Raw genomic sequence first — 20,764 nt, 5'->3', positions numbered from 1 at the left:
CGACGTCATCGACGCCGCCGCCGCCCGCCCGCCCGCCTGAGACGACGACGGCCCGGCACCCGCCTGGGTGCCGGGCCGTCGGGGTGCCGGGGCTCAGACCGGGATGGTCTGACGCTCCTGGCTGACGGTGTCGGTCGGGTCGTCGTGCTCGATGGAGCTGACGTTGGCCGAGTTGTACACCTTCTCGTCGAGCAGGCCGTTGCGCTTGCCGACGATCACCGGCACCAGCGCCTGGCCGGCCACGTTGGTGGCGGTCCGCATCATGTCGAGGATCGGGTCGATCGCCAGCAGCAGACCGACGCCCTCCAGCGGCAGACCCAGGGTGGACAGGGTCAGCGTCAGCATCACCACGGCACCGGTCAGACCGGCGGTCGCGGCCGAACCCACCACCGAGACGAAGGCGATCAGCAGGTAGTGCTGGATGCCCAGCTCGATCCCGAACAGCTGGGCCACCGTGATGGCGGCCAGGGCCGGGTAGATCGCGGCGCAGCCGTCCATCTTCGTGGTGGCGCCGAAGGGCACCGCGAAGCTGGCGTAGTTCGGGGAGACGCCCAGGTTGCGGGTGACCACCCGCTGGGTCAGCGGCAGGGTGCCGACCGAGGAGCGGGAGACGAAGGCGAACTGGATCGCCGGCCAGGCGCCGGCGAAGAAGCGCCGCACGCTCAGCCCGTGCGCCTTGACCAGCACCGGGTAGAGCACGAACAGCACGATGGCGCAGCCGACGTAGACGTCGATGGTGAAGACCGCCAGCGGGCCGATGAGGTCCCAGCCGTAGTTGGCGACGGCCCGGCCGATCAGACCGGCGGTGCCGATCGGGGCCAGCCGGATGACCCACCAGACCAGCTTCTGCACGATCTCCAGCACGCTGCGGTTGAGGTCGAGGAACGGCTCGGCCTTCTTGCCGACGGCCAGCGAGGCCGCGCCGAGCGCGATGCCCAGCACCACGAGCTGCAGCACGTTGAACGACAGCGAGACGCTGCCGTCGCTGTCGGCCTCGGCCCCGAGGGCGAGGATGTTGGAGGGGACGATCGAGTTGAGGAAGTCCAGCCAGGTGCCCTGGGTGCTGGAGGCCTCGGCGGCGGAGAGGTCGACCGTGGCGCTCGCGCCCGGGTTGGTGAGCAGGCCGATGGTGATGCCGATGACGACCGAGATCAGCGAGGTGATCGCGAACCACAGCAGGGTCTGACCGGCCAGCCGGGCCGCGTTCGTGACCTCACGGAGGTTGGCGATCGAGACGATGATCGCGGTCAGCACCAGCGGCACCACGATCACCCGGAGCAGGGAGACGAAGGTGCTGCCGACGGTGGACAGGGTGGTGGTCAGCCAGTCCACCTCCCAGGTGCGGGCGACCAGACCGAGGCCGATGCCGACCGCCAGACCGAGCAGCACCTGGGCCCAGAACGGGAGGGACGCGCGCTTGGGCGTCTTGTCGTTGCCGACCGAGTGCTCGGTCGCGGATGTGCTCATCGCAGAGCTGCCTTTCGGGGTGCGGGGGCACGTCGCGCAGAGGTGGCGACGGCCGGGGTGCGGGAGGAGATGAGGGGACGCAGGGGTCAGCGACAACCGGCGCTGATCACGAGGGCGAGGTCGACGTGACGCCGTCGCCTCAGCGGTACCCACACTGTCGTCACGAGCACCGGAACCTAGCGCAGCGCACCCCTATTCCGCCTTCGCCCGAGATCGCGTATCTCATCGCGGTCACGTCCGGCGTGCCACGGCGTGTCGCCCGCCCCGGCCCCGACGGCGGACAGGTTCCGAGGCGACGGCCCCGGTAGGTTCGGCCCCGTGCCCCTCCTCGACGACGCCGCCGTCGCCCGCCTGCGGGACCGGCTGGAGACCCTGGACTACCGCTCCGACCCGGTGCTCGCGCTGATCGGCGCCGACGGTCAGGCGGGGCTGGGGCGCAACTCGACGGTCCCGGCGGAGCGGGCGCTGCGCGGGGACGGCTCCGAGCTCGCCACCTGCGTGCGGTTGTGGCTGCTGCAGCGCGAGGTCGCGCTGCCCGAGCTGCGTCGCGCCCTCGGCGACAGCCTGGACGACCTCCGGGCCGCCGGCCTGGTGGAGACCGCCGGCGAGGTCGCACGGGCGGCGGTGGACGTCCGGCCCTACGCCAGCGACGACGACGGCGCGGGCGGCTGGCTGGTGGCCGACCTCACCCCCGGTCTCGACCAGCAGGTCGCGCCGATGCGTCCGGACTACGTGCTGGGCGCCTCGCCGGCCTCGACCACGCTGGCCCAGCTGGCGATCCGGCGTCCGGTCGGTCGGGCCCTCGACCTCGGCACCGGCTGCGGGGTGCAGAGCCTGCACCTGGCCCGGCACGCCGAGGAGGTGGTCGCCACCGACCTCAACCCGCGGGCGCTGGCGCTGGCCGACCTCACGCTGCGGCTGAGCGGGGCGCGCACCGGCGCCGGCCGTCCGGTCGAGCTGCGCGAGGGCAGCCTGTACGAGCCGGTGGCCGGCGAGCAGTTCGACCTGGTCCTCACCAACCCGCCGTACGTGATGTCGCCGCCGGAGGGGGAGCGGCTGGTCTACCGCGAGGGCGTCTTCACCGGTGACGCGCTGGTGCGCCGGGTGGTGGCCGACGGCACCCGCCACCTCGCCCCGGGCGGCACGCTGCAGGTGCTGGCCAACTGGGCCCACGTCCGCGGCGAGCACTGGGGTGACCGGGTGTCGGGCTGGGTGGCCGGCAGCGGCTGCGACCTGTTCGCGGTGCAGCGCGAGGTGCTCGACCCGGCCGCCTACGTCGAGCTGTGGCTGGCCGACGCCGGGCTCGCCGGCAGCCCCAGCTACCGCGAGCGCTACCACCGCTGGCTGGACTACTTCGACGAGCTCGGGGTGGAGGCGGTGGGGATGGGCTGGCTCGCGGTGCACCGGGCCGAGCGGGCCCGGCCCCAGCTGCGCACCCTGGACTGGCCGCACGCGGTGGAGCAGCCCGTCGGGCCGGCGCTGGCTGGTCAGCAGCAGGGGCTGACCTGGTCGCTGCTGGCCGAGGACGAGCTGCTCGCCCTGCGCTGGCGGCTCGCGGAGGACGTCGTGCAGGAGACCATCGGACGTCCCGGGGCGGCCGACCCCGAGCACGTCGTGCTGCGCCAGCAGCGCGGGCTGCGGCACGCGATGGCCGTCGACACCGCGACCGGCGGCGTGCTGGGCGCCTGCGACGGCGAGCTCACCCTCGGCCAGATCCTGGCCGCGGTCGCCACCCTGCTCGAGGACGACCCGGACGCCGTCCGCGCGCGGGTGCTGCCCCGGGTGCGGGAGGCGCTGGCCGACGGGCTGCTGCTGCCCGCCTGACCCGCAGAGCCCCAGGTCCCGGCAGGCGCAGTGCCTGCCGGGACCCTCGGGGGAGGTCAGCGTCGCGGACGCGGACCCGTCACTGGCTGTCCACCGGGGCGACGTTGGTCACCAGGTAGACGTTGTCGTTGTAGTCGTAGTTGATCCCGGAGTAGTCCATCGTCACGAAGTACTGCCCGGGGACGGCCTGGCCCTCGCGGTCCTCGACCGGCCAGATCCGGATGTGGTGGCCCAGCTGGCAGCCGGCGTTACCGCTGCCGCAGCTGTCGGGGCTGGTGTCGTTGAGCGTCCAGTCGCTCGACTCCGGGTCGATCCGCCAGCTCCAGGTCGCCGGACCGGGTGTGAAGCTCGCCAGCGCCGGGTTGGTGCCCGAGCCCTGGATCCGCGGACGCAGGGTCTGCGCCCACGCTCCGTTGTGCGTGAGCACCCGGTTGAACGAGCCCTTGTTGCCCACCGGGTGCCAGCCGAAGGCCGCGGTGTTGTTGCAGCAGGTGTGGTAGGCCGCGAGCTGGCGCACCGTGACCGGCTGGGACGTGTTGAGCCGGCGCCAGGTCCTCGAGTGCACCTCGTCGCCGATCTTCTCCAGGCGTCCGGAGTTGTTCACCTGCTGCCCGCTGCCGACGATGGTCGTCCCGACCCCGTAGGCCTCGACGATCTCGACCACGTCCGGCTCGTTGCCGCCCTCGCTCTGGGACTGCCAGATCGCGCCCAGCTCGACCACCGCCGACGGCCCGTCAGACCCGTTGTGACGGATCCGCAGCTCGGACTCGAAGGCGGTGTTCTGCCCGCTGCCGACCCCGGTGAAGCGGACGGTCAGCGTCAGCTGGGAGCCGACGGCCACCGTGGCCGGCAGCTGCGGCGGGTTGACCAGCTCGAAGTCGTCCGGGTCCGCGACCTGCAGCCCGAGCACCTGCAGCGGGGCGCTGCCGGTGTTACCGATCCGCACGGTCGCGGTGTCGGCGTTGGACGGGTTGGAGGCCGTCGACTGGATCCGGCTCATCACCAGCCGGTCGTGGAAGGGCGCCGCCTCGGGGTTGGTGAGGGTGAGGTCGCCGTTGCCGAGCTGGACGATGCTGAAGGTCATCGAGCGCTCGGTGACGTTGCCGGCACCGTCGGTCGCGGTCACCTCGACGGTGTGGTCGCCGGTGCCGGTGACCTGGAACGGTGCGGTGTAGTTCTGCACCGGGCCGCCGTCGACGGAGTAGTCGACGAACTCCAGGGTCTGGTCGGTGGCCGTGACGGTGACGGTCACCGGGCCGCTGTACTCGCCGTCCTGGCCGTCGCCCTCCAGCGCGACCGCCACCCGCGGCGGCACCACGTCGGTGTCGGAGGTGCTGGTGATCCGCACCCACTGCAGCTTGGTGTTCGTGCCGGTGGAGGCGAGCGTCAGCGCCCCGTCGTCCACGTGCACGGTGGCCTCGCCCGTCTGGTAGTCGCCTGCGGCCCCGGGGTCGAACCCCTGCACCACCGGCGTCCCCTCGACGGCGACCGAGTGCACCGAGTCGGCGTAGTCGGGGTCGCCGACCGACACCTCCACGGTGTACTCGCCGTCGGCCAGGGCGTACTCCCACTCACCGTCGACCACCCCCGCGACGGTGGTGTCGTCGACGATGACCAGCGAGGCATCCAGCGGGTCGCTCTCGGAGCTGCGCAGCCGGGTGTCGGCGGTCTTGGCGGCCCCGCCCTCGGTCCGGACCCAGCCGTAGCCGCGGTCCTCGGCGAACAGCTGGCCGGTGTCGGCCACCCAGCCCGACGGGGTCGGCGCGGCCGCGGTCTGGAAGTTCACCTGAGCCACCGTCTGCGGCTCGCCCGGCCCGCCGACCGGGGTCACCTCCACGTAGTTGATCTTCGTGTTGGTGCCCCCGTCCTGGTCGAGGGTCAGTCGGCCGTCGAGCACCTCCACGGTCACCGTCTCGGTGGCGTGGCGGTCGGGCGAGCCGTTGGCCGCGGGCGAGTTGCCGAAGCCGTCGACCACCGCCACGCCCTCGGCGTTGACCACGTGGGTCTCCGGCGCGCTGCCCTTCTGGGGATCGCCCACCGCCACGGTGACCTGGTAGGCACCGTCCGGCACGGACAGCTCCCAGCTGCCCTCCTGCGCGATCCCGCCCGAGGCGTCGGGCGGCAGGTCCATGTGCAGCAGGGTGTCCAGCCGCTGGTCGGCGGCGAGGTTGCGGTCGCGGCCGTTGCCGACCAGACCCAGCGGCTGACCCGAGCTCGCGCCGACCCAGCCGTAGCTGAGGCCGCTTCCCTGGTCGGCCCCGGAGCGGGCGCCGAAGGCGTCGCCGGAGTCGCGCAGGTAGCCCGTGGGCACCGGTGCGGTCGCGCTCTGGAAGTTGACCTTCACCGTCTCCTCGACCGGCGGTGGCTCCTCGTCCCCGGCCACCCGGACGTTCTCCACCACGAACACGTAGTCCTGGTAGTCGCCGTTGGCCGCGTCCTCGAAGGCCACCAGGAACCGGTCGCCACCCAACGGGTAGACGCGGGCCCGGTGCAGACCCCCGCTGTCGTTGCGGGCGTCCTCGGTGTAGCCGGTCCGGTTGAAGGTGTTGGAGAAGTAGTAGAAGCCGAACTCCGCCTCACCGGGGTCGAACTCGCTGCCGCTGCCCGCGCCCGTGGCCGGGTAGAGGGTCTGCAGCTGACCGTTGGCGATCGAGCCCACCTGGCGGGTGGTGACCTGTGAGCCCTCGGCGGTGTACCAGCCGAAGGGCAGGTTCTCCTGCGGAGCGAAGGCAGCCACCGGCCGCATCGTCACCGGGCCGTCGCCGGCCCGTTCGAACAGCGGCGCCAGGACCTCGTCGCCCTTGGGTGCGGGGTCGGTGCCCCCAGCCAGTCCGCTCCAGCCGGCGACGACGTCGAGCTCGAGGGTGTCCAGGACCAGCTGCAACGGCGGCTCCTCCCCACCCTCCTGGCCCTGGAAGGCGAGCGCCCGCAGCGCCACCGTGCGGGTCGCCCCGTCCGGGGTGGTGAGCACCAGCTCCGCCGTGCGCACCCCGACCGTGCCGCTCGGGTCGAACCCGATGGTCAGGGCCTTCTCCCCGCCGGCGGCGACGGTGCCCGGGGCGCCGACGCTGAACTGCCCGGCGTGCGTGCCGCGCAGTGCGGCCGTCACCGCGACCGGCTCGTCGCCGGTGTTGTGCAGGGTGATCTGGGTGCTGTCGGTGGCCTGCTCGTCGTTGAGCGTCGCCGACATCGTCACCTCGTCGGTGCTGAGGTCGATGCCCCCGCCCGTCTGGCCCTCGGGCACCCGCAGCAGGTAGAGCTGCTGCGGCTCACCGCCGCGGTTGTACTGGTTGATGTAGAGGTTGCCGGGGTTGACCGAGGTGTCCTCGACCAGGTCCAGCGGGTCGGCGTAGCCGGTGAAGCCCGGGACGTCGGTGCCGTTCTGGGCGCCGAGCACCTCGCCGTCACCGGCCACCTGCATGGTGAGGATGTCGTCGTTGCCGCTGAAGCGGATGACCATCATCCGGTTCTTGAGCTCTCCGTCGAAGGTGTCGGAGGTGTACTCGATGACGCCGTTGGGCGACTTGTTGAAGTCGAAGTCGTAGGCCCAGCCCCGGAAGTTCGGGTCCGGCTCGGTGCTGGCCGGGTACTTCGACCCACCCGAGCCCGCGCCCTCCGGCCGGCCGGCGTTGTTCAGCGCCCACTCGCACCGGGCCGGGTTCGGGTGGCCGTAGTAGCCACCCTGCTCGACGTCGAAGAGGAAGTCGCGCTGGGTCGGGTGGTTGGTGACGGCGGGCACGGAGCCGCCGGTGTAGGGCTGGCCGTCGATCCGCCGGGTGCTGCACACCTCGGTGACGTCGGTGCCGTTGCCGTAGCCGTTCTGCCCGGCCTGCTGGGTGGTGCTCATCGTCATCGTGCCGCCGGCCACGGTGACGCCGGGGCTGTTGCCACCGCCGGCGGTGCCGTTGGTCGGGACGTAGATGTGGCCGTTGGAGTGCCACAGCAGGTCGTAGGCGTTGCGGATGCCGGTGGCGTAGATCTCCAGCGGGGCGTCGTCGGCGTACGGGTCGTAGTCGCCGCCGACCTCCTCGGTGGCCACGTCGACCGGGCCGGCGGCGCGGACGTCCTGCAGCACCTGCTCGGGGTCGAACCGCAGCAGGGCGGCGGTCAGCTGGGTCTCCCCGCGGGTGCCCCAGGCGCCGTCGACGTCACCGGCGGCCTGGTTCGAGCCCTGCAGGAAGTACATCCACGGGTCACCCCCGTCGCCGGAGGGGCCGTAGCTGAGCGAGTTGGACAGGTGGTCCTTCTGCGAGCGGGGCAGGTTGACGAAGACGTCGGTGACCACCGGTGCGTCCACGTCGGAGAAGTCGACCACCGACAGCTTGGAGCCGATCCGGGCGCTCTCGTTGCCGAGGTTGGCTGTGGCGTGGGTGACCCAGGCCAGGTCCGGGTCCGAGGTGTCGAACACCAGACCGACCGCGGCCCGCCCGGCGAACAGACCCAGGTCCTGGGCCGGGCCGAGGGTGCCGTCGGGCAGGATCTCGTAGCGGAACATGCCCTGGCCGATGGTGGTCGCCCACAGGTGGCCGTCGTGCACGACCAGCGAGGCGAAGTACTTCCCGTTGGCCGCGCCGGAGGCGGTGGGCAGCAGCACCTTCTCGAAGCTGACGCCCTCGACCGGGGTGAACTCCTCCTCGTTCTGCCCGCCGTCGTCCTTCCCGGTGGTGAAGAGGGTCTGGAACGTCCCGAAGGTGTTGCCGGCCTCGTCCAGCACCCCGTCGATCACGTAGCGGTAGGTGGTGTCGGGCTTCAGCGCGGCAGCCGGGCTGAAGGCGATGGTGTCGTTGCCGCCGGTGGAGCCGCGGTTGCCCGCGACCTCCACCTCACCGGTCGGGGTCTGCTCGAAGAGCTTGACCGCCGCGTCGGTGAGCGAGGTAGCGCGATCGGGATCGACGCCCAGACCGGTGCCTGGGACGGAGACCGAGGCCGAGACCGAGGTGTCGAGGGCGACGTCGGTGGCCCGCAGCGCCGGGATGGTCGCGGTGACGAAGGGCTGCGCGCCGAGGCTGCGCACCCGGACGTAGTTGATCTTCGTGTTCTGCCCGCCGACCGCGCTGACCGTCAGCCGGCCGTCCTCGACACCGGTCTGCACCGTCGCCTCGAGGAACTCCTGCCCGCTGGTGCCCTGGAACCGGGCGATGGCCACCCCGTTCTCCACGTTGATCGCGTGGTGGGCGCCGTACTCGCCCCCGCCGCCGGGCTGGTCGCCGACCGAGACCGCCACCTCGTACAGGCCCTCCGGGACGGCGATCTCCCAGGACCCGGGCGTGCACTGGTTGGTGCTGCAGTTGGTGCTGCCACCGAAGACGGTGCCGATGTCGGCGTACTGCATGTGCATCAGCGAGTTGAGCCGCGGGTCGATCCCGGTCCGGGTGCGGAGCCGGGGGTTCTTCGTCATGTCGAGCGGGGTGCCACCATCCTGCGCGACCCAGCCGTAGCTGAGCCCGTCGCCGCGGTCGCCGAAGGGTGCGCCGCTGTCGGCGCGGTAGCCGGTGGGCACCGGGGCGTTCGCGGGCTGGAAGTTGACGTCGACCGCCAGGTCGTCGAGCACCGTGATGGTGAAGGACGCCGTGCTGGTCTCGCTGCCGTCGTTCCCGCTCACCTCGACGGTGTAGGGCTGCTCGGCCGCGGTGCCCGGGGCCAGCGTGCCGGAGATGACACCGTCGGCGTGGGCCAGACCCTCGGGCAGACCCGTCACGGTGACGGCGACCTCGTCGCCGTCCTCGTCGAAGGTGCCGACCGGGATCCGGGTGCGCTGACCCTCGACGAGGGTGCGGTCACCGGTGAGCAGGACCTCCGGCGCGGTGTTGCCCGGGTCGACCTCCCGCTCCACCTCGACGGCGAAGTCGTCGAAGGCCACCGTCAGCGGGTTGGTGGTCTCGTTGCGCTCGGTGGCGAAGACGCCGGCGATGCTGGCCGGCTCCCCGCCCTCAGCGAGTGCCGCACCGTCGAAGAAGGACTGCGGCACGGTGGAGGAACCGAGCTCGACCGGCGCCGCGGTGCCCACCTGGTAGCTCGCGGTGGCGGTGCCGGCCTCGTCGTCGAGCACCAGCGCCAGCTCGACGTCGGTGCCCTCGGCGAAGACCGCCGAGTTCTTCTCGTCGCTGGCCGCGACGACCTTCCCGCCGAGCTCGCGCTGGAACTGGACCCGCACGTTCGTGCCGGCCTGGTTCTGCACGCTGAGGTTGACCAGGTTGTCCTCGTCGAGGCCGAACCACAGACCGCCCTTCTCCGCGCTCGCGGTCGTGTCGAAGTCGGGCGCGACCACGGTGGTGCGGACGGTGGTGACGCCGCCGGCGGCGTCGACCCCGACGCCCAGGGCGTTGAGCAACGAGTTGGTGCCGGTGGTCTGCACGTTGTCGGCGTACTGGATGCCGCGGGTGGCCTCGATGCTCAGGACGCCGTCGTGCACGTCGAGCAGGGAGGGCTCGTAGCCGGGCACCTCGGGGTCGCTGGGCGTCCCGTCGGCCGCCAGCCGCGCCGAGGGCGGGTCGACCACGGTGAACCCGGTGCCCTGGCCGTCACCGTCGACCAGACCGCCGCCCGAGCCGTCGAAGGACAGCGCGACCGGGGGCTCGGGCACCAGGGCGGCACAGCCCAGCGTGGACAGCGGCGCGCACGCCTGCGCAGGCTCGCCGGCGACGAAGGCGGCGTCCAGGCTGAAGGCGGCGAAACCGCTGTTGGCGGCCACCACCAGCTGGTACGCACCGGCCCCCTCGACCGCGAGGCTGACCTGCTCGGGGTTGCCGGCGGTGACGGACTCCCCGACCAGGGCGCCGTCGGGGTCACGGACGAACAGCGAGAGGTCGGCCGGGCCCTGCCAGGTGAGGCTGCCGCTCAGGGTGCCCGGTCCGGACACCTCGAAGGGGTAGCTGCGGTAGCGCTGCCCGGTGGTGTGGGACGTCCCGAGGAAGGTGCGCTCGTCGGCGGTGGCCTGCACCGCGACGTCGAGGTCGAAGTGGGCCGAACCGCTCGGGGCGGAGACGTAGAGCCGGTAGGTGCTGCCGGCCTCGGCGGGGAAGGACAGCTGCTCCGGAGTGGCCGGGGTCTGCGAGCTGGCCAGCAGCGGTCCGGCGTCCGGGGTCTGCGGGTCGGTGACCTCGCGGACGTACAGGTCGAGGTTGGCCCCGCCCTGCCAGCCCAGCGACGCGGTCGCGGTGCCGTCCTCGGCGGCGGTGAAGTCGAAGGAGTCGTAGCCCTGACGGCCGCCGCCGGTGGCGGTGAAGCCCAGGTGGCCGGGGAAGCTGCGCCCCGCACCGGTCTGCAGCGCGGCGTCCAGGGTGAAGGCAGCGGCGCTGCCGGTGGAGGAGACGACGAGCTGGTGGTCACCGGGTTCGTCGACCTCGAAGGCGATCCGCTCCGGGTTCGCCGTGGTCTTGGAGATGCCAACCAGGTCGCCCTCGGGGTCGCGCAGGTAGAGGGCGAGGTCACCCGGCCCGGACCAGCCGAGCTCGGCGGTCACCAGGCCCGGCTCGTCCACGGCCAGGGTGTAGGTGCGCCAGTTCTGCGAGGCGGGGTCGGTGGTGCCGACGATGGACCGTCCGGGCCCGGGCCGCAGGGTCGCACGCAGGTCGTAGCCGGACGCGCCCGAGGTCGCCTTCACGGTCAGCCGGTACCGCTCGCCGGCGCTGACCGGCAGGCTGAGCTGCTCGATGTCGGCGGTGGTGGCCGAGGACAGCAGGATCGCCCCGACCTGACCACCGGTCGAGAGGGGGCTGAGGTAGAGGTCGAGGTTCGCGTCCCCGACGGCGTCCAGCTGGACACCCAGCTCGCCGTCGGCGCCCACGGTGACGTCGTGGGACTCATACACCTGCCGGCCGCCCCCGGTGGAGACGAATCCGGCCTGGGCGGTGAAGTGACGCTCCTGGTCGGCGGTCAGCGCGCCCGCCTGACGCAGCGAGGAGGTGACCTCGTAGGCCGCGGTGCCGCTCTCGGCCCGGACCAGCCACTCGTAGTCGCCGGCCGGCACCTCGGCGGTCAGCCGCTCCGGGTTCGCGTCGGAGCGGATCACGTCGACGACGGCGCCGCTCTTGGTGCGCAGGTAGAGCCCGAGGTCGGCCCCACCCGTCCAGCCGAGGCTGCCGGCCACCACGGTCGGCGCGGTGACCGAGAACGGGTGCGCCCGGTAGGTCTGCCCGGCCGAGGCGACGGTGCCGAGGTAGCGGCGCTCGGGGTCGGCGGTCTGGTCGGTGCTGAGCGTGTAGTCGCTCACCCCGGCCGCTGCCTGCACGTAGAGCCGGTAGGTCTGGCCGGCGACGGCCTCCCAGCTCAGCTGCTCGGGCCGGGACGCGGTGCTGCTGTGACCCAGCATCGGCCCGACCGTGGCGGCGTCGGGGTCGTCGACCCGGCGGACGAAGAGGTTGAGGTCGGCGCCGGCGGCAGGCCAGGCGAGGCTCGCGGTGACGGTGCCGGCCGTGGTCGGCGTGATGTCGTGGGTGCGCCAGGCCTGGCCCTGGGCGTCGACCTGACCGGTGCTCTCGGCTGCCGCCGCGGGCGTGGAGGGGCTGGCGACCAACGAGGTCAGCAGCATGGCGAAGACGGCGAGCGCGGCGGCACAACGGCGGCGCGCAGCTGATCCGGACACCGGGATTCCTTTCGAGTGGGACGGCGCTGGTGGCGTGGAGAGGACGTGCGGGGACGGGCGGTGGTGTGGTCGAACGGCCCGGTGGGCTGCTCGGGACGGGCCCGGTGGACGTCCGGGCGGGCCGGCGGCCTACTCGGGCAGGACGTCCTCGAGCTCGGCCGCGAGCTGCTCCTGCTGCTCGAGGGCCTCGCCCTCCAGGTCGCCCGGGACGTCGGGGTCGGTGGCTGGTTCCTCGGCCTCGGCGAGCTCGTCCAGCGAGGCGGCCTCGACCGCCTCGTCCTGGTCGCGCTCGTGGCGCTCGACGGCCTCGTCGAGCTGCTCGGCCTGCTCGGCCGGGTCCGGTTCGTCGGGTGCGGTGGTCACCTCGTCGAGGTCGTCGGAGCCGGCTGGCGGCGTCGGCTCCTCCTCGGCGGCCGCCTCGAGCTCGGTGAGGTCGGGCCCGGGGCCCGGCTCCTCGGCCGGTCCGAGCGGCACCGACTGCGGCGTGGGCTGCTCGGTGCCGGGCCGGTCATCCGACCCCTGCTCCGGCGATGTGGCTCCCGGCCCGACCGGCGCGGGGCCGGCGCCGGAGGATGCGCCGTGCTGGCCGACCACCAGGCCGGCCAGCACGACGACGGACGCGACGGCGGTGGCGACGCCCGTGACGACGAGTCGCGGTCGGGTGCGACCGCCCTGGTGGCGCCGATGCGCCCGGTGTTCTGCCATTCCGATTCCCCCGAATCTCCCGTATGGCTGGCTAGAGCCTCACCGACGGGGTCGGGCGAAGGCTCGCGGTCCTATAACGAACAGATAACGGGCCTTCTGCGGGTGCTTGCACGTGGGTCAGAGTGGCGCCATCGGCGAGCTCGGAGGGCTCGCCAGGCGTCGTCGTGGCGCACCGAAGGGCCGCGGCGGCGGTGTCAGACGCTCATCGGGGGAGAAGCGTTCGGATGACATCACGTGCTACACATCTGTCAACTTTCTTGATCGTACGGCTGGGGATTTCCAGCGGTTCACTCAATTCCTTGCAGGGGGTGGCCGCCGGGTTATCGGTGGGTTACCAGGAGGTGGACGACGTCGCCGCGGCGATCGGTCGGCTGCGGCACGAGGTGCCGTCCCTCCTCGTGGTCCAGGCCGACGGTGGCGACCACCGGGTGGCCGAGGCGGTGCGCCGGCTGACCCGGCACCTGCACGAGGACGTGGGACTGCTGGTCCTGCTCGAGCAGCGCGACCGAGGGGTCGGACGACGTCTTCGCCTCGACGGCGCCGACCACGTGCTGACCGGACCGTGGGTGCTCGACGAGCTGCGTCGGGTGGTGCTCCGGCTGCACCACCGGGCCGTGCAGAGCCGCGACCGCGACGCCGACCGCTGGACCTGGGGACAGCTCGCCATCGACCACGGCCGCCGCGAGGTGCGGGTGGGCTCGCGGCTGGTCGAGCTGACCCGCTCGGAGTTCGAGCTGCTGGCCGTGCTGTCGCGCCAACCGGCTCGCGTCTTCACCCGGATCGAGCTGTCCCGGGTCGCGCTGCACGAGGGTGGGGGCAGCTCGCGTGCGCTCGAGTCGCACCTCAGCCGGCTCCGGCGCAAGATCGAGCTCGCCGACGGGCCGCGCGTGGTCCAGCCGGTGCGGGGCGTCGGCTACCGGCTGGAGGCCTCGTGAGCACCGCGGGGACGGCCACCACGGCACCGGCGCAGGGTGCCGGCGTCCGCGCCGGGGTCACCCGGGTCGAGGCCAAGCCGCTGCTCGCGGTCCTCCTCTTCGCGGGGCTGGCCGGGTTGACCGCCGCGCTCGTGCTGCGCGGCTCGGGGCTCTCGCTCTACGGCGCGCTGCTGCTGCCGCTGCTCGTCCTCAAGCTCGTGCTCTCGCTCGTGCCGCGTCCCGAGCACCCGGACAACGACCTGCGGGTCGGGGTGGTCGTCACCGTCTACAACGAGGACGCCGAGCTGCTGCGGCAGTGCCTGGACTCACTGCGCGACCAGGACCGTCGTCCGCACCGCGTGGTGGTCGTCGACGACGCCTCCACCGACCCCGGTGCCCGGGAGCTGGCGCGCTCGGCGCCCGGCGTCGAGCTGCTCGTGCACCCGGAGAACCGGGGCAAGCGGGAGGCGCTGGCGACCGGGTTCCGGGCGCTGGAGGGGACGGTCGACGTCTACGCCTGCATCGACTCCGACGCCCGGCTGGAGCCCCAGTCGCTGCGCGAGGGGATGCGGCCGTTCAGCAACCCGCGGACCGAGGCGGTGACGGGGATGGTCATCCCGTCCAACCACGACCGCAACCTGCTGACCCGGCTGGTGGACGTGCGCTACGTCAACGCCTTCCTCATCGAGCGTGGCGCCTACAGCACGCTGGGCTCGGTGCTCTGCGTGTGCGGCGTGCTGGCGCTCTACCGGGCCGACATGGTGCACCGCAACCTCGCCGGGTTCCTCACCCAGCGGTTCCTGGGCGCCCCGGCCGTGGTGGGTGACGACCGCCACCTCACGAACCGGGCCCTGCTCACCGGTGAGGCGGTGCTCGCCGCCCAGGCCGTGGCGCACACCGCCGTGCCCGAGAACGTCTCGCACTACCTGCGTCAGCAGGCCCGCTGGGGGAGGTCCTTCTTCCGTGAGTCGCTCTGGTCGTTGCGCCACCACACGCCCCGGCGCGCCGCCTGGTGGCTGTCGCTGCTGGAGCTGGCCCAGTGGGTGGTCTTCACCTCGATGCTCGCCTGGGTGCTGGTGGTGCACCCGCTGGTCAGCGGTCAGATGGTGCTGCTGGACTACCTGATCTTCGTGGCGGCCATGTCGCTGGTCCGCTCGGTGCGCTACTTCGACGTGGTCCGGCCGGACCAGCGCCTGCGGTCGCGGCTGCTGACCTTCGCGGTGACGCCGCTGTTCGGCCTGCTCAACCTCTTCGTGATGATCCCGATGCGGGCCTGGTCGCTGGTCACGCTGCGCCGCTCGGCGTGGGGGACCCGGAGCCGGATCGAGGTCACCGCCGAACCCGTGCCGGCGGTGGTCCGGCCCGCGGAGGCTCCGCTCCCGCGGCGGGCGCCGGCTGCCGTCCCGATGCCCTGAGGCGGGCCCGGGGCGGTGTGCCGCCGGCGCTTGCGTCGTCCGTCCCGCGGGACCCGACCGACGTCGGCCGTTGGGGGTACGGTGTCCACCGTGCCCGCCGGGAGACCGGAGCGGACGGCGGGCGGAGCAGACGGAAGAGGCAGCAGTGGCAACAACGACCCGACGACTGGTGATCGTGGAGTCGCCGACCAAGGCGACCAAGATCGCGAGCTTCCTCGGCGACGGCTACGTGGTGGAGTCCAGCCGCGGCCACGTCCGCGACCTGCCCACCGGTGCCGCCGACGTCCCCGCCAAGTACAAGGGTGAGAAGTGGGCCCGCACCGGGGTCAACGTCGAGTCCGGGTTCGAGCCGCTCTACGTCGTGCAACCCGAGAAGAAGGCCACCATCCGCGACCTCAAGGCCGCGCTCAAGGACGTCGACGAGCTGCTGCTGGCCACCGACGGCGACCGCGAGGGCGAGGCCATCGCCTGGCACCTGCTGCAGGAGCTGAAGCCGAAGGTGCCGGCCCGCCGGATGGTCTTCCACGAGATCACGCCGGGCGCGATCGCGGAGGCGGTGGCCAACCCCCGCGAGCTCGACACCGACCTGGTCGACGCCCAGGAGACCCGCCGCATCCTCGACCGGCTCTACGGCTACGAGGTCTCCCCGGTGCTGTGGAAGAAGGTCATGCCCCGGCTCTCGGCCGGCCGGGTCCAGTCGGTCGCCACCCGCCTGGTGGTCGACCGCGAGCGGGAGCGGATCGCCTTCCGCAGCGCGAGCTACTGGGACATCGACGCCGTGCTCGGGACGGGCGGGGAGTCGGAGGCCGAGCCGACCTTCGGCGCCCGGCTGACCACGGTCGGGGAGCGCCGGATCGCCCAGGGCCGCGACTTCGACGCTCGCGGCCGGCTCAAGGGCGACCAGCTGCACCTGGACGAGCCCGCCGCCCGCGAGCTCGCCACCCGGCTGGAGACGGCCGCCTACGCGGTCAGCTCGGTCGAGTCCCGGCCCTACACCCGCCGTCCCTACGCCCCCTTCCGCACCACGACGCTGCAGCAGGAGGCCGGCCGCAAGCTCGGTTTCACCGCCCAGCGCGCGATGTCGGTGGCCCAGGAGCTGTACGAGCGCGGGTTCATCACCTACATGCGCACCGACTCGGTGACGCTCTCGGCGAGCGCGGTCGAGGCCGCCCGCTCCCAGGTGCGCCAGCTGTTCGGCTCGGAGTACCTGCCGGAGAAGGCCCGGGTCTACACCTCCAAGGTGAAGAACGCCCAGGAGGCGCACGAGGCGATCCGGCCCGCCGGCGACACCTTCCGCACCCCGGCCCAGACCGGGCTCACCGGTGACGCCTTCCGGCTGTACGAGCTGATCTGGATGCGCACCGTCGCCTCGCAGATGGCCGACGCCCGCGGCCAGTCGGTGCGGGTGGAGATCTCCGCCCGGCCCGAGCAGGGCGAGACCTGCACCTTCGTCGCCACCGGTCGGACCATCACCTTCCACGGCTTCCTCAAGGCCTACGTGGAGTCGGTGGAGGAGAGCAGCGGGGCGGAGTCCGACGACGCCCAGGCCCGGCTGCCCCAGCTCGCCGAGGGTCAGCGGCTGACGGCCGAGACCGTCACGCCCAACGGCCACACCACGTCCCCGCCGGCCCGCTACACCGAGCCGTCGCTGCTGGCCAAGATGGAGGAGCTGTCGATCGGGCGCCCGTCGACGACGACCTCGATCATCCGCACCATCACCGCCCGCGACTACGTGTTCAAGAAGGGGTCGGCGCTGGTGCCGACCTGGTTGGCCTTCGCCGTCACCCGGCTGCTGGAGGAGCACTTCGCCAAGCTGGTCGACTACCAGTTCACCGCCGAGATGGAGGACGTCCTCGACGAGATCGCCGGCGGACGGGCGGACCGGCTGGCCGTGCTGAGCGACTTCTACTTCGGCGGCGCCAGCACCGACCTCGGCCCCAGCGGCGGCCACGAGGGCCTGCAGACCCTGGTCAACGAGCTCGGCGACATCGACGCCCGGCGGCTGTCGACCTTCGAGCTCGGCGACGTCGACTCCGGGCTGGTGGTCCGGGTGGGCCGCTACGGCACCTACGTCGAGGACGCCGAGGGCCGGCGGGCCAACGTGGCCGACGACCTGCCGCCCGACGAGCTGACCGTCGACCTCGCCCGGGAGCTGCTGAGCCGGCCGATGGGTGAGGAGCGCGAGGTCGGCACCGACCCGGAGACCGGGCACACCGTGGTCGCCCGTAACGGCCGGTTCGGGCCCTACGTCACCGAGGTGCTGCCCGAGGACGCCCCCAAGAGCGCCAGACCGCGCACCGGCTCGCTGTTCTCCTCGATGACCATCGAGGACGTCACCCTGGAGCAGGCCCTGCAGCTGCTCAGCCTGCCGCGGGTGGTCGGCACCGACCCCGAGGGCGTGGAGATCACCGCCCAGAACGGCCGCTACGGGCCGTACCTGAAGAAGGGCACCGACTCGCGCTCGTTGAGCAGCGAGCAGCAGATCTTCGACATCACCCTGGACGAGGCGCTGGCGATCTACGCCCAGCCCAAGCAGCGGGGCCGGGCTGCGGCCAAGCCGCCGCTGAAGGAGCTGGGGGAGGACCCGGCCAGCGGGCGGCCGATGGTCGTCAAGGACGGCCGCTTCGGCCCCTACGTCACCGACGGGGAGTACAACGCGACGCTGCGCCGCGACGACGACCTGGAGACGCTCACCCCCGAGCGGGCCGCCGAGCTGCTGGCCGAGAAGCGGGCCAAGGGCCCGGCGAAGAAGAGCACCCGGAAGGCGGCTCCGAAGAAGACGGCGGCGCGCAAGAGCACCTCGACCACGACGACCACCGCCAAGAAGACGGCGGCCAAGAAGACGACCGCGAAGAAGACGGCGGCGAAGAAGACGACGCCGGCGCGCTCGACCTCCGGGTCGGGCCGGACCGGGCAGTGAGCGGTGGCGCGGCGCACCGACCTCCCGGCGGCTGAGACCGACGGGGCCGACCCGGGCCGGCGTCCGGACGTGCTGCGGGCCGGCAGCGAGGTCCGCGAGCGCACCGGCGTCGGCAAGGACCGGCCGGCACCGGCCAAGCGGCGCTACTTCGAGCTGCCCTACGGGGTGGCCGGGCAGCGCCTCGCCCGCCCCGACCTCGACCTGGTCAGCATGGTCTCCCGCGGTCCGGCCCAGTACGAGATCGACGTCACCGTGCTGGACGCCGCCGACCTCCGCCTCACCCGGGCCGGGGTGACGCTGGCGCACCGGGTCGCCGAGGGCCGTGGCGAGTGGTATCTCGCCGCGCCGGGCTGGGCGCCCTACCTGCCGGTGGAGACCATCGAGCCGATGGGGGAGGCCGACCTGCCGCCCGGGCTGGCCGAGCTGGTGCTCCCGTTCCGGCGGCACGCGCCGCTGGAGCCGGTGGCGGCACTGCACTGCGAGCGCTCGGAGTTCGTCATCCGCGGCGCCGGGCACGAGACCCGCGCCGTGCTGCACGACGACCGGGTGACGGTCCGGCGTGGCGGGATGACGGTCACCCGCTACCGGGAGGTCACCCTGCAGCCGGTCGACCTCAACCGCAAGCAGCTGGGCTGGCTGACCGAGTCCCTGCAGGCCGTCGGCGGCACCCGGGTCAAGGAGCTGCCGCAGCCGGCCACCCGGCTCGGCGTCCCCGCCTCCGCGCTCGGCCGTTTCGACGACGTCGAGTGGGACACCGGTACCGACCTGGAGGGTTTCGTCACCGCGCTGCTGGCCGCCCGGCTGCGGCAGTGGCTCACCGCCGACCTGTCGCTGCGCACGGGCACCACCCACGACGCCCGGCTGCTGACCGAGGTGCTGGCCGGGCTGCGCGGTGAGCTGCGCGGGCTGGCCCAGGCGCTGGAGCCGCGCTGGGTGGAGGACGTCGACCAGGAGTTCGACTGGCTGATCCACCAGCTCGGCGGCCTGGACGCCGCCGCGGGGCGGGCGCCGGTGACGGCCGGGCCGGTGCTGCGCAGCCAGCGCTACCTGCGCCTGCTCGACCTGGTCGTGCAGTCCTCCAGCGTGCCGCGGCTCGGCGGGGCGGGCACCGCACCGGCCACCGAGGCGGTCGCGCTCGCGGTGCAGCAGTCGGTGCGGGCCCTGCTCAAGGCGGGGCGCACGCTGTCGCCGACGTCGCCCTCGGAGGACTGGGCCGGGCTGCGGGTGCTGGCCGACCAGGCCCACGCCACCACGCTGGTGGCGCGGCGCAACCTGCCCACCTGGGCCCGCAAGGTCGACAAGCGGGTGCGCCGGCTGACCGAGCTGCTGCCCGGCTGCGTCGACCCGCAGCTGGCCGAGATCGAGCGGTCGGTCAGCGCGCTGGGGCCCCAGCAGGCGTTCAGCGCCGGACGCCGCTACGAGCAGCTGCTCGGCGCCCAGACCCGGGCCCGGCGCGAGGTGCTGTCGCAGTGGGGGTTGCTGGAGGAGCGGCTGCGGGCCGCGGTCAAGGCGAACGGCGCCGGCTGGTGAGCCGGCGTCGGCGACGGCTCCGGCTCGGGGCACGGTGGTGAGCGGCCCGGGGCTCTTCGTCGTCCTCGAGGGCGGTGACGGCGTCGGCAAGTCCACTCAGGCCCGGCTGCTCGCCGAACGGCTGACCGCCGCCGGCCACGAGGTGGTGCGCACCCGCGAGCCGGGCGGCACCCGGCTGGGCGAGCTGGTACGCGCCCTGCTGCTCGACCCAGCGCACACCGAGATGGCCCCGCGCACCGAGGCGCTGCTCTACGCCGCCGACAAGGCCCAGCACCTGGCCGAGGTGGTGCGGCCGGCGGTGGCCCGCGGGGCGGTCGTGGTCTGCGACCGCTACGTCGACTCGATGCTGGCCTACCAGGGCGCGGGTCGGGTGCTCGACGCCGGGGAGGTGGAGCAGGTGGCCCGCTGGGCCACCGAGGGGCTGCGTCCGGACGTGACCGTGCTGCTCGACCTCGACCCGGATCAGGCCGTCGGCACGCTGGTCAGCAAGGACCGGCTGGAGGGCGCTGGCGCGGAGTTCCACCACCGGGTCCGCCAGGGGTTCCTGTCGCTGGCGGCACGCGAGCCCGACCGCTACCTGGTGCTGCCGGCCCGCCGGCCGCGCGACGAGATCGCCACCACGGTCTGGGGGCGGGTGTCGGCGCTGCTGGAGCTGTCGGACGGGCGTGGCACGGTGGTCCGGTGAGCACGACTGCGACCGAGCTGCCGCCGGGGGTGTGGGCCGACCTGGTGGGTCAGCAGGGCCCCGTCGAGGTGCTGCGCCGCGCCGCGGCCGGGCACCGGCACGCGATGAGCCACGCCTGGCTGGTGGTCGGCCCACCCGGCTCGGGACGATCCACCGCCGCCCGCGCCTTCGCCGCCGCCCTGCAGTGCCCGCGGCAGGGCTGCGGGGAGTGCTCGGAGTGCCGGACGTCGCTGTCGGGCGCCCACCCCGACGTCACGCTGGTGCGCACCGAGATGCTCTCGATCGGGGTGGACGAGGTCCGCGAGCTGGTCCGCCGGGCGGCGATGAGCCCCACCCTCGGCCGTCGCCAGGTGCTCGTCGTCGAGGACGCCGACCGGCTCACCGAGCGCGGTGCGGACGCCCTGCTCAAGAGCATCGAGGAGCCGTCCCCCAAGACGGTGTGGCTGCTCTGCGCGCCCACCGCCGACGACGTGGTGCCCACCATCCGCTCCCGCTGCCGCCTGCTCACCCTGGCCACCCCCCGGCCGGCCGACGTGGCCGCGCTGCTGCACCGCCGCGACGGCGTGGAGGAGTCGTTGGCCGCCGAGGTCGCCCGGGCGGCCCAGGGCCACATCGGCCGCGCCCGGGTGCTGGCCCGCGACGAGTCCGCCCGGGAGCGGCGGCGGGAGGTGCTGCGCATCCCGGGCCGGCTGACCGACCTCGGCGCCTGCCTCAGCGCGG

Annotated in this window: 10 protein-coding genes; 7 read left to right on the top strand and 3 right to left on the bottom strand. The window is 73.2% G+C overall.

All coding sequences use genetic code 11. From position 1 onward, the window contains the following. Positions 1-93: 93 nt before the first annotated feature. Positions 94-1,467 carry a dicarboxylate/amino acid:cation symporter gene (locus DVA66_RS04245; RefSeq protein WP_114558933.1) on the bottom strand — a complete coding sequence of 458 codons (1,374 nt, stop codon included), beginning with the start codon at positions 1,465-1,467 and terminating at the stop codon, positions 94-96. A gap of 318 nt (positions 1,468-1,785) precedes the next feature. Between DVA66_RS04245 and DVA66_RS04240 the strand changes: the two genes are divergently transcribed. After that, positions 1,786-3,291 carry a DUF7059 domain-containing protein gene (locus tag DVA66_RS04240; protein ID WP_114558932.1) on the top strand — a complete coding sequence of 502 codons (1,506 nt, stop codon included), beginning with the start codon at positions 1,786-1,788 and terminating at the stop codon, positions 3,289-3,291. Positions 3,292-3,370: 79 nt separating this feature from the next. On the opposite strand, the gene DVA66_RS04235 is transcribed toward DVA66_RS04240, so the two are convergent. Next, complete coding sequence (locus DVA66_RS04235; protein WP_157973831.1) at positions 3,371-11,875, bottom strand: OmpL47-type beta-barrel domain-containing protein; 8,505 nt, start codon at positions 11,873-11,875, stop codon at positions 3,371-3,373. Between the two features lie 129 nt (positions 11,876-12,004). After that, positions 12,005-12,484 carry a hypothetical protein gene (locus tag DVA66_RS04230; RefSeq protein ID WP_114558930.1) on the bottom strand — a complete coding sequence of 160 codons (480 nt, stop codon included), beginning with the start codon at positions 12,482-12,484 and terminating at the stop codon, positions 12,005-12,007. A 422-nt stretch (positions 12,485-12,906) separates the two neighbouring features. Between DVA66_RS04230 and DVA66_RS04225 the strand changes: the two genes are divergently transcribed. The 6 genes from DVA66_RS04225 to DVA66_RS04200 form a co-directional block, all read left to right on the top strand. After that, positions 12,907-13,515 carry a winged helix-turn-helix transcriptional regulator gene (locus DVA66_RS04225; protein ID WP_157973830.1) on the top strand — a complete coding sequence of 203 codons (609 nt, stop codon included), beginning with the start codon at positions 12,907-12,909 and terminating at the stop codon, positions 13,513-13,515. Then, positions 13,512-14,909: a glycosyltransferase family 2 protein gene (locus DVA66_RS04220; protein WP_114558928.1), complete on the top strand. Its 1,398-nt coding sequence runs from the start codon at positions 13,512-13,514 to the stop codon at positions 14,907-14,909. Before DVA66_RS04225 ends, DVA66_RS04220 begins: the two co-directional genes overlap by 4 nt. A gap of 145 nt (positions 14,910-15,054) precedes the next feature. Then, entirely contained in the window at positions 15,055-17,829 is a 2,775-nt protein-coding gene (gene topA / locus DVA66_RS04215; protein WP_114558927.1) for a type I DNA topoisomerase, read from the top strand. A gap of 3 nt (positions 17,830-17,832) precedes the next feature. Further along, positions 17,833-19,359, top strand: coding sequence for a CYTH domain-containing protein (locus DVA66_RS04210; protein ID WP_114558926.1), 1,527 nt, complete (start codon positions 17,833-17,835; stop codon positions 19,357-19,359). 37 nt (positions 19,360-19,396) lie between these two features. Further along, a complete protein-coding gene (gene tmk, locus DVA66_RS04205) occupies positions 19,397-20,044 on the top strand; it encodes a dTMP kinase (protein WP_232821752.1) in 648 nt (215 codons plus the stop codon). Beyond that, a partial coding sequence (locus DVA66_RS04200) for a DNA polymerase III subunit delta' (protein WP_232821751.1) occupies positions 20,041-20,764 on the top strand: 724 nt, incomplete at its 3' end. The genes tmk and DVA66_RS04200, both read left to right, overlap by 4 nt.

It is taken from the genome of Desertihabitans aurantiacus, from assembly GCF_003344635.1.
Taxonomy (GTDB): domain Bacteria; phylum Actinomycetota; class Actinomycetes; order Propionibacteriales; family Propionibacteriaceae; genus Desertihabitans; species Desertihabitans aurantiacus.
The sequence above is the reverse complement of the archived record's forward strand: the minus strand, read 5'-3'. Positions and strand labels throughout refer to the sequence as shown.